Source organism: Rhodanobacter sp. DHG33 (assembly GCF_014843005.1).
In the GTDB taxonomy this organism is placed as follows: domain Bacteria; phylum Pseudomonadota; class Gammaproteobacteria; order Xanthomonadales; family Rhodanobacteraceae; genus Rhodanobacter_A.
Window position 1 is genome coordinate 245018 of sequence record NZ_JACYXM010000005.1, and the last position, 8623, is coordinate 253640.

General features: G+C 64.2%; 7 protein-coding genes and 1 rRNA gene. 3 read left to right on the plus strand and 5 right to left on the minus strand.

The genetic code is table 11. The features are described 5' to 3' along the window. Positions 1-8: 8 nt before the first annotated feature. A complete protein-coding gene (locus tag IHE46_RS11625) occupies positions 9-863 on the minus strand; it encodes a YbaY family lipoprotein (protein WP_192164805.1) in 855 nt (284 codons plus the stop codon). A gap of 394 nt (positions 864-1257) precedes the next feature. Between IHE46_RS11625 and IHE46_RS11630 the strand changes: the two genes are divergently transcribed. Then, the gene (locus tag IHE46_RS11630) at positions 1258-1824 is read left to right on the plus strand and encodes a helix-turn-helix transcriptional regulator (protein WP_192164806.1); all 567 of its coding nucleotides are present in this window, start codon (positions 1258-1260) and stop codon (positions 1822-1824) included. 135 nt (positions 1825-1959) lie between these two features. Here IHE46_RS11630 and glyS read toward each other — a convergent pair whose 3' ends face one another. Together glyS and glyQ are read right to left on the minus strand one after the other, a co-directional pair. Continuing rightward, a complete protein-coding gene (gene glyS, locus IHE46_RS11635) occupies positions 1960-4113 on the minus strand; it encodes a glycine--tRNA ligase subunit beta (RefSeq protein ID WP_192164807.1) in 2154 nt (717 codons plus the stop codon). Then, positions 4110-5021: a glycine--tRNA ligase subunit alpha gene (gene glyQ / locus IHE46_RS11640; RefSeq protein ID WP_192164808.1), complete on the minus strand. Its 912-nt coding sequence runs from the start codon at positions 5019-5021 to the stop codon at positions 4110-4112. The genes glyS and glyQ overlap by 4 nt, the downstream gene beginning before the upstream one ends. A gap of 98 nt (positions 5022-5119) precedes the next feature. Here glyQ and IHE46_RS11645 point away from each other — a divergent pair, with 98 nt between their 5' ends. Together IHE46_RS11645 and IHE46_RS11650 are read left to right on the plus strand one after the other, a co-directional pair. Continuing rightward, entirely contained in the window at positions 5120-6955 is a 1836-nt protein-coding gene (locus IHE46_RS11645) for a GspE/PulE family protein (protein ID WP_192164809.1), read from the plus strand. Beyond that, a complete protein-coding gene (locus IHE46_RS11650) occupies positions 6952-7668 on the plus strand; it encodes a glutamine amidotransferase (protein WP_192164810.1) in 717 nt (238 codons plus the stop codon). Before IHE46_RS11645 ends, IHE46_RS11650 begins: the two co-directional genes overlap by 4 nt. Before the next feature lie 21 nt (positions 7669-7689). Here the strand turns inward: IHE46_RS11650 and IHE46_RS11655 are convergent, their stop codons facing one another. Together IHE46_RS11655 and rrf are read right to left on the minus strand one after the other, a co-directional pair. After that, positions 7690-8373 (minus strand): rhomboid family intramembrane serine protease, encoded by a 684-nt coding sequence (locus tag IHE46_RS11655; RefSeq protein ID WP_192164811.1) that lies wholly within the window; start codon positions 8371-8373, stop codon positions 7690-7692. A 160-nt stretch (positions 8374-8533) separates the two neighbouring features. Then, positions 8534-8623: ribosomal RNA gene (gene rrf / locus IHE46_RS11660) — 5S ribosomal RNA — on the minus strand; the annotation flags it as partial.

Genomic DNA, 8623 nt, shown 5'->3' on the forward strand with positions numbered 1-8623 from the left:
GAGGCGGCTTACTTCTTCTTGTTGCCGCCGGCAAGGCTGAAGATGGACAGCGACTGCTGGCGCAGGCTGTTGGCGGCATCGGAGCTCAGATCGCCGGCCTTGTCGCCGTTCTGCTGCTCATGCAGCACCAGCATGCCGTTCTCGGTCCAGCTTGCGCGCTCGGTCGAGCTGGGCGCGGCATCCTTGTTGGCCTTCTCCTGCTGCACGGCCACCCACGGCGAACCGTTCTTGTAGGCGTAGTCGGTGCTGGTGAAGCCCTTGTCGCCACGATCCACCAGCTCGCGGATCACCTTGACCTCGCCGTCCTGGCGGAACACCTGCCAGCCGCGCGAAGCATTGTCTTCGAGCTTGGTGCCGGAGGAGACCTTCATGCCGCCGATGCGCGCGATCAGCGCGTTGAAGTCGGCCAGGTCCTTCTCGGCCGGTGTCTGCTCGGCCACCAGTTCGATCGAAGCCTGATCCTTGTTGCCCTGGGTGATCACCGGCGCCTGGATCGGCATGGCGTAATGACGCGCACCGTCCGTGAGGGTGACCTGCACGACGTACATGTCAGCCGACTTGATCTCGGCCGGCTTGAAATCCAGTTGGAACGAGTAAGGGAAGGTGGCACCCGAGGCCACGGTCTTGGTGGCCACCGGCGCCGAACCGGCCGCGGAGGGAGACACGTCGACCAGGTTGATCACCAATTGCGCGTTGGGCGACGGCTGGGTGGTGCCGCGCACCGAGATCGTGCCGGTTACCGCGCTGGCCGTGACGGCAGCTGTCGAACTGGCGCCGGCGGCACCTTCATCCGTCTGCGACGGCGTGGACGAGCCACAGCCAGCCAAGGCCAGTACGGCCATCGACAAAACCAACTTGCGCATAGGTAAGCCTCGTTACTAGGGGGTTCAAACACGGAAACCGGCAGCGGCGGGGCCGTGGTTTCGTCGCGGGGGAAACTTTGAGGATAGCCCAAAAGTGCAACAGCAGGAAATTCAAGCGGCGGCGTCACAAAATTTGCGTGAACGCATGCGAAACAGCCGCCTTTTCAAGTCAACCGAAACTTCTTGGCGACGTTTACCCTGCCTTAAGCAAGATTTCATCCGTCCAGACCGGGAATTTGGCAGGCGTTGCACCGCAACAACCGGCGAAATTCCGTAAGAAAGCGACACGAAAGCAGCCAGTTCGATACTGCTACCGCGCCGCCATCTTGTGTTCCCGGCCCGCAGACGCGCGATTTTGCGACAACTCTAACAGCCCTGTTGACGGTCAATCGCCATGAGCACGCAAAAACTCCCCCACGACCCGCTCCAGTCGACCTTTGCCGATCGCATCAAATTACTGATCCAGCGCGTGGGAAGCGCCACCGAAATCGCGCGAATGTGCGGTTTTTCCGAAGGCGTGGTGCGCAGTTGGCGCGATGGCCATACCGATCCGTCGCGAGCACGCTGCGTCACCCTGGCACGCACGCTGGGCATCTCGCTGGTCTGGCTGGTGGCTGGCGAGGGCGCCCTGCAGGTCGACCCGTCCACCGCGGGCAATGACGATTCGCAGTACAGCTCCGAAACCATCTCGCACCGGCCACGCCGCATTGGCCATGCCCAGGCGGGCAGCTTGGATGCTTCGGTGGATCCGAACCGGCTGAATACCGCCATGCAGATCCTGCAGTCGGAACTGGAGCTGGCGAACAGCCAGATGACGCTGGCCGAAAATACCGACATGCTCAGCCATCTCTACGAGATCCTGGGTTCCGACGGTGCCAGCGTCAACGCCACCGCCATGCTGAAGTTCAACCGCCAGCTGTCCGAGCGCATCCGCCGCGGCAAGACACACGAAGTCGCCTGAACCCGCTCGACCCACGATCCAGACAAAACGCGGCGCTCCGAAAAGGCGCCGCGTTTTGTTTGAGAAGCACAGCCATAGGTGACCGTCCGTTTGATTCCCTCGGTCCGGAATGACCGTGGGAATCAACCGTGGGAATCACTCGCGCAGCAATGCAATATCGGCCACCGCGCCGAAGGCCGACTTGAGCCGTCCGAGCAGGGCGAGGCGATTGCGGCGCACCGCCGGGTTCTCGGCATTCACCAGCACCTGTTCGAAAAAGGCATCGACCGGCGCCTGCAACTGCGCGAGTCGCTTCAGCACACGGGTGTAATCGCCCTGCTGCAGCGGATCCGCGGTGTCCTTGCCGGCCGCGGCCAGCGCTTCGGCCAGCGCGCGTTCGGCATCGCTTTCGAAATGCGCTGCATCGACTTCATGGGCCAGTGCCTGCTCGCCACCTTCCTCGGCCTGCTTGCGCAGGATGTTGGCCACGCGCTTGTTCGCGGCGGCAAGACTGGCCGCCTCCGGCAAGCGGGCAAACTCGACCACGGCATGCAGGCGGCGGCCGAAATCGGGCAGCGTCTCTGGTTGCACCGCGAGCACGGCCTCGTAGGCTTCGGCCGGGCAGCCCTGTTCTGCGTAATATCCGCGCAGGCGATCCAGCACGAAATCGACCAGCTCCGTCACCAGCGCGGCGCGGCGCTGGCCGACATCGATCGCGGGTACCTTGCCGTCCTTGCCGGGTTTCACGCCAGCCGCGAAAGCGGCTTCGGGCAGCAACTCGAGCGCCTCGGCAAACGTGGCGCGAAGATCGAGTTCGAGCCTGCCTTCGATCAAGGTACGCGCAAGGCCAAGCCCGGCGCGACGCAGCGCGAACGGATCCTTGTTGCCGCTGGGCTTCATGCCCACGGCGAAGATGCCGGCGAGGGTGTCCAGGCGTTCGGCCACCGCCAGTACCTGGCCCACCTTGTCCGCGGCGATGCCATCGCGCGCGAAACGCGGCTGGTAGTAGCTGTCCAGCGCCACCGCCACTTCGGCCGCCTCGCCGTCATGGGCGGCGTAATAACGGCCCATCACGCCCTGCAGTTCGGGAAACTCGCCAACCATGCGGGTGAGCAGATCGCACTTGGCCAGGCTCGCCGCGCGGGTAGCGGCACCGGCATCGACGCCGACTCGACCAGCGATCACGCGAGCCAGCTCGGCCACGCGCACGCTCTTGTCCCACAGGCTGCCCAGCGCCTGCTGGTAGGTGACGTTCTTGAGCTGTTCCTGGTAGCTGGCCAGCGGCGTCTTCAGGTCTTCGTCCCAGAAGAACTTCGCGTCGGCGAAGCGCGGACGGATCACACGCTCGTAGCCCTTGCGGATCTCGGTAGGCTGCTTCGACTCGATGTTGGCGAGGCCGATGAAATGTTCGGTGAGTTTGCCGTCGGTGTCGAACACCGGCACGAATTTCTGGTTGGTCTCCATCGTGGTGACCAGCGCTTCCTGCGGCACGGCGAGGAAGCCGCGCTCGAAGCCGCATGCGATCGCCACCGGCCACTCGGTGAGGTTGCTGATCTCGTCGAGCAAGGCCTCGTCGAGACGCGGCACTCCACCGGTTTCCTTCGCCGCGCGCGCCACCTCGTCGCGCACGCGCTGGCGGCGCTCGGCCGGATCGGCCAACACCTTGGCGCTGCGCATCGCATCGAGCCAGCCGTCCGCATCGGCCACGTGCACCGGCTGCGGATGCATGAAACGATGACCACGCGACTGGCGGCCACTCTTCAGGCCCAGCACCTCGCCATCGACGATGTCCGCGCCGTGCAGCATCACCAGCCAGTGTGCGGGACGCACGAAGGCGTAATCGTGATCGGCCCAGCGCATCGGGCGCGGGATCGGCAGGCTCTTGAACGCTTCGTCCACGATCTCCGCCAACAACGCAGCCAGCGGCTGACCCGGCTTCACCGCTCGGAACACGAACCATGCGCCCTTGTCGGTCTCGAGCTTTTCCAGCTGCCCCACGGTCACGCCGCAGGACTGCGCGAAACCCGTGAGCGCCTTCGAAGGCTGGCCCTGCGCATCCAACGCGGCATTGACCGCCGGGCCGCGGCGTTCGACCGATTGTTCCGGCTGCATCGCGGCGACGCGCGGAACATGGACGGCCAGGCGACGCGGCGAGCAATACGCCTTCGCCTCGCCCAACGACGCTTCGATACCGCGCTTGGCCAGCCCGTCGCAGATGCCGCGCGCGAACGCGGCGGACAATTCGTCCAGCGCCTTCGGCGGCAGTTCCTCGGTGCCCAGTTCGATCAGCAGCGACTTGGCAGCACTCATGCAGCCAGCTCCTTTGCATTCTTCTTCAGTCCCGGGAAGCCGAGTTTCTCGCGCTGCGCCACGTAGGTTTCGGCCACGCTACGCGCCAGGGTGCGCACGCGCAGGATGTAACGCTGGCGCTCGGTGACGCTGATCGCGCGGCGCGCATCGAGCAGGTTGAAGGTATGGCTGGCCTTCATCACCTGCTCGTAGGCCGGCAACGGCAGGTTGGCGGCGATCAGCTGGTTGGCGGTGGCCTCGCACACGTCGAACCAGCGGAACAGTTCCGGCACGTTCGCATGCTCGAAGTTGTAGGTGCTCTGCTCCACCTCGTTCTGATGGAACACGTCGCCGTAGGTGACCTTGCCGTGCGGACCTTCGGTCCACACCAGGTCGTACACGTTGTCCACGTTCTGCAGGTACATCGCCAGGCGCTCGAGGCCGTAGGTGATCTCGCCGGTGACGGGGCGGCATTCCAGTCCGCCGGCCTGCTGGAAATAGGTGAACTGGGTGACTTCCATGCCGTTGAGCCAGACTTCCCAGCCCAGGCCCCAGGCACCCAACGTGGGCGATTCCCAGTTGTCCTCGACGAAACGCAGGTCGTGCACCAGCGGATCGAGGCCGAGCTCCTTCAGCGAACCGATGTACAGCTCGAGGATGTTCTCCGGGTTCGGCTTCATCACCACCTGGTACTGGTAGTAGTGCTGCAGACGGTTCGGATTCTCGCCGTAACGGCCATCGGTGGGGCGGCGCGAAGGCTGCACGTAGGCTGCCGACCACGGCTCCGGACCAAGCGAACGCAGGAACGTGGCGGGGTGAAAGGTGCCGGCGCCGACTTCGGTGTCGAGTGGCTGCAGCAAGACGCAACCCTGCGCCGCCCAGTAGCGGTTGAGGGTCTGGATCACATCCTGAAAGGTGCGCGCGGACATGGCTTTCCGTGGGCTTCGATAAAGCGGGTTAGTATAGCCGCAGCACGCCTGCGCACTGGTTTTCCGCCGTTGCGCCGCGCCACGGGGGAGTTGTCCGGATGGCCGCATCACCGCAAATCGCAACACTGCTCGGCCGTCGCGGCCGACTGGAACTGGACGAGCTGCTCGCCGCCCTGGTGGTGGATGGCTACGTGGGTGCCGAAGACGCCAAGCAGGTACGGCTGGGCTCGCGTTCCGGCCGCAGCGCGGTGGAACTGCATCCACTGGTGCTGATCGCCAACGCCAAGCTGGCGAGTCAGCGCGATCCCGGGCGTCCGTTGAGCCTGGAAAGCCTCGTCGAATGGTTGGCCGGGCATGCCAACCTGCCCTACCTCAAGATCGATCCGATGAAGGTCAACGTAGCCGCGGTCACCCAGGTGGTGAGCCATGCCTACGCGCAGCGGCATCGCATCCTGCCGGTCGCGGTTGCAACGGGCGAAGTGACTTTCGCCACCGCCGAACCGTTCGATGACGCCTGGGCCAAGGATCTCTCGCACATGCTGCGACGGGACGTGCATCGCGTGGTGTCCAGTCCGCTGGACATCAACCGCTATCTGCAGGAGTTCTACGGCGTCCAGCGCTCGATCCAGCTGGCGCAGGATGCAAAAGCCAACGGCGGTTACGATGCCTCGGCCATCCTCAACTTCGAGCAGCTCGTCGAGCTGGGCAAGAGCGGCGAAGTCGGCGCCGACGACCGCCACGTCGTGCACATCGTCGACTGGCTGCTGCAGTACGCCTTCGAACAACGCGCCTCGGACATCCATCTAGAACCGCGCCGCGAGGCCGGCCAGATGCGCTTCCGCATCGACGGCGTGATGCACAAGGTGTTCGAACTGCCGCCGCCGGTGATGACGGCGGTGACCGCGCGCATCAAGATCCTCGCGCGCATGGACGTGGCGGAGAAGCGCCGCCCGCAGGACGGCCGCATCAAGACCCGCTCATCCACCGGGCGCGAAGTGGAGCTCCGTGTTTCCAGCATGCCCACCGCTTTCGGCGAGAAGATGGTGCTGCGCATCTTCGACCCCGACCTGGTGGTGAAAGACTTCGCCCAGCTCGGCTTCTCCGAGCGCGAGACGGTGCAGTGGCGGCACATGGTGGAACGCCCGCACGGCATCGTGCTGGTCACCGGCCCCACCGGTTCCGGCAAGACCACCACGCTGTACTCCACGCTCAAGCATCTGGCCACGCCGGCGATGAACGTGTGCACGGTGGAAGACCCCATCGAAATGGTGTCGCCCGAATTCAACCAGATGCAGGTGCAGCCAGCCATCGATCTCGATTTCGCCGCCGGCGTGCGCACCCTCCTGCGACAGGACCCGGACATCATCATGGTGGGCGAGATCCGCGACCTCGAGACCGCGCAGATGGCGGTGCAGGCCTCGCTCACCGGCCATCTGGTGCTCTCTACTTTGCACACTAACGACGCGCCCAGCGCCGTCACGCGCCTGCTCGACCTCGGCGTGCCGCACTACCTGATCCAGTCCACGCTTACCGGCGTGGTGGCGCAGCGGCTGGTGCGCACCCTTTGTCCCTACTGCAAGCGGGAAGCCGCGCAGAACCCGCACGAATGGAACGCGCTCACCCACGGCTGGCCGTTGCCCTTGCCGGAAAAGGTGTGCGTGCCGGTCGGCTGCCTGGAATGCCGAAACACCGGCTTCATGGGCCGCACCGGCATCTACGAAATGATGCCGATCTCGCCACGTTTGCGGACATTGGTTTCGTCGCAACTGGAACTGGGCAACTTCGGCCAGACCGCGCTGTCCGAAGGCATGCGTCCGCTGCGCATATCCGCCGCCGAGCAGGTGGCGCGCGGAATCACCACGGTGCAGGAAGTGCTGGCCGTGCTTCCACCCATCGAGCAACCCGACGACCACACGCCCGACCAAGCCGCATGAAGCCCGTCCTGATTATCCGAACCGGCCGTGCGCCGGACGCCATCCGCGCCCGTCACGGCGATTTCCCGCACTGGTTCCGTCTCGCCGCAGAACTTCCGATGCGACGGCTGCAAGTCATCGATGTAGAGGCCGGCGAGGCATTGCCCAAGCCTGACGCAGTAGCCGGTGCATTGATTACCGGCTCGGCCGCGATGGTCACCGAACGTGCCGCATGGAGCGAGCGTACTGCGGGCTGGATCCGCGATGCGATGGACGTCGAGCTGCCACTGCTCGGCGTCTGTTACGGCCATCAGTTGATGGCGCATGCGCTGGGTGGACGTGTGGACTATCTGCCTGGCGGTCGCGAAATCGGCACGCTTGAGATCGAGAAACTCGATGCTGCCGCAAACGACCCGTTCGCCTCCTCATTGCCCAAGGTCTTCCGCGCCCACACCACGCACGAGCAAAGCGTGCTCGAGACGCCTGCGGATACGGTCATATTGGCCCGCTCCGCACGTGACCCGCATCATCTGTTGCGTTACGGGCCGAAGGCATTCAGCACGCAGTTCCACCCCGAATTCAGCGCCGATGTGATGCGTGCATATATTCGCCGCAAGCACACCGACATGCAGCGCGAGGGCTTCGATCCGCAACGGAGTTTTCGCGAAGTGGCCGCGACGCCTGTTGCGCGCGGGTTGCTGCGGCACTTCACGCATCATCACGAGCTGTCGTAAGAGCGCAGCCAATCCTGACTGTCAGGGGCGCAGTCGCCGCGTGATCGCCTCGCGCGAGAACAAGGCAAATACCAGGCCGAACAGGAAGCCACCGATGTGTGCCCACCACACGTAGGCACCATAACTGGGGCCGGCGTAGCTGAAGAGCAGCTGCAGCAGCACCCAGATGCCAATCAGCAAGAAGGCAGGCAGCCGCACGAACTCCATGTAAAGGCCCAGTGGCAGTACGAGGCCCAGGCGTGCACGCGGGAACAGCGCGACATAGGTGCCGACCACCGCTGACACTGCGCCGCTGCAACCGATGATCGGCAATCGCACACCAGCCAACGACACGGCGCCGATCAAGTTCGCCACAACTCCACCGATCACGAACAGCAACAGGAAACGCAGCGAACCAAGAGTGCGTTCGCCTGGCAAACCGAAGATAACCAGGAACAGCAGGTTGCTGAGCAAATGCAGCCAGGTGACATGGATGAACAGTGCGGTGAAAAGGCGCAGCAGCGAAGGATCCGTCAACTGCGGCCATAGTGGTTCGTGGGCATTGAAGATGTTCGCCGGCACGGTGCCCCATTCCAGCAACACCGCGATCCGCCGCGGCAGCGGCAGCATGGCCAACCAGACGAAGCAAAGCACGCACACGACGACGATGAGCAACGTGGCCCATTGCCATTGTTGTCGTCGGCGCGTTTCCACGTGTACGAACAAGATCGTGCTCCGCAACCGATGTCAGCGGCTGTCCGATTCGATGATAGGCGATTGCCGATGCATTCCGTGCCACGTATCGGGACATTGCTCACATCGATATTCGATGCTCGCAAAAGCAAACACCCTCACCGAGATCGGTGAGGGTGTTTAAGGATAAAGCCCCTGGCGGTGACCTACTCTTGCATGCAAATGCACACTACCATCGGCGCGGCTGCGTTTCACTTCCGAGTTCGGGATGGGATCGGGTGGG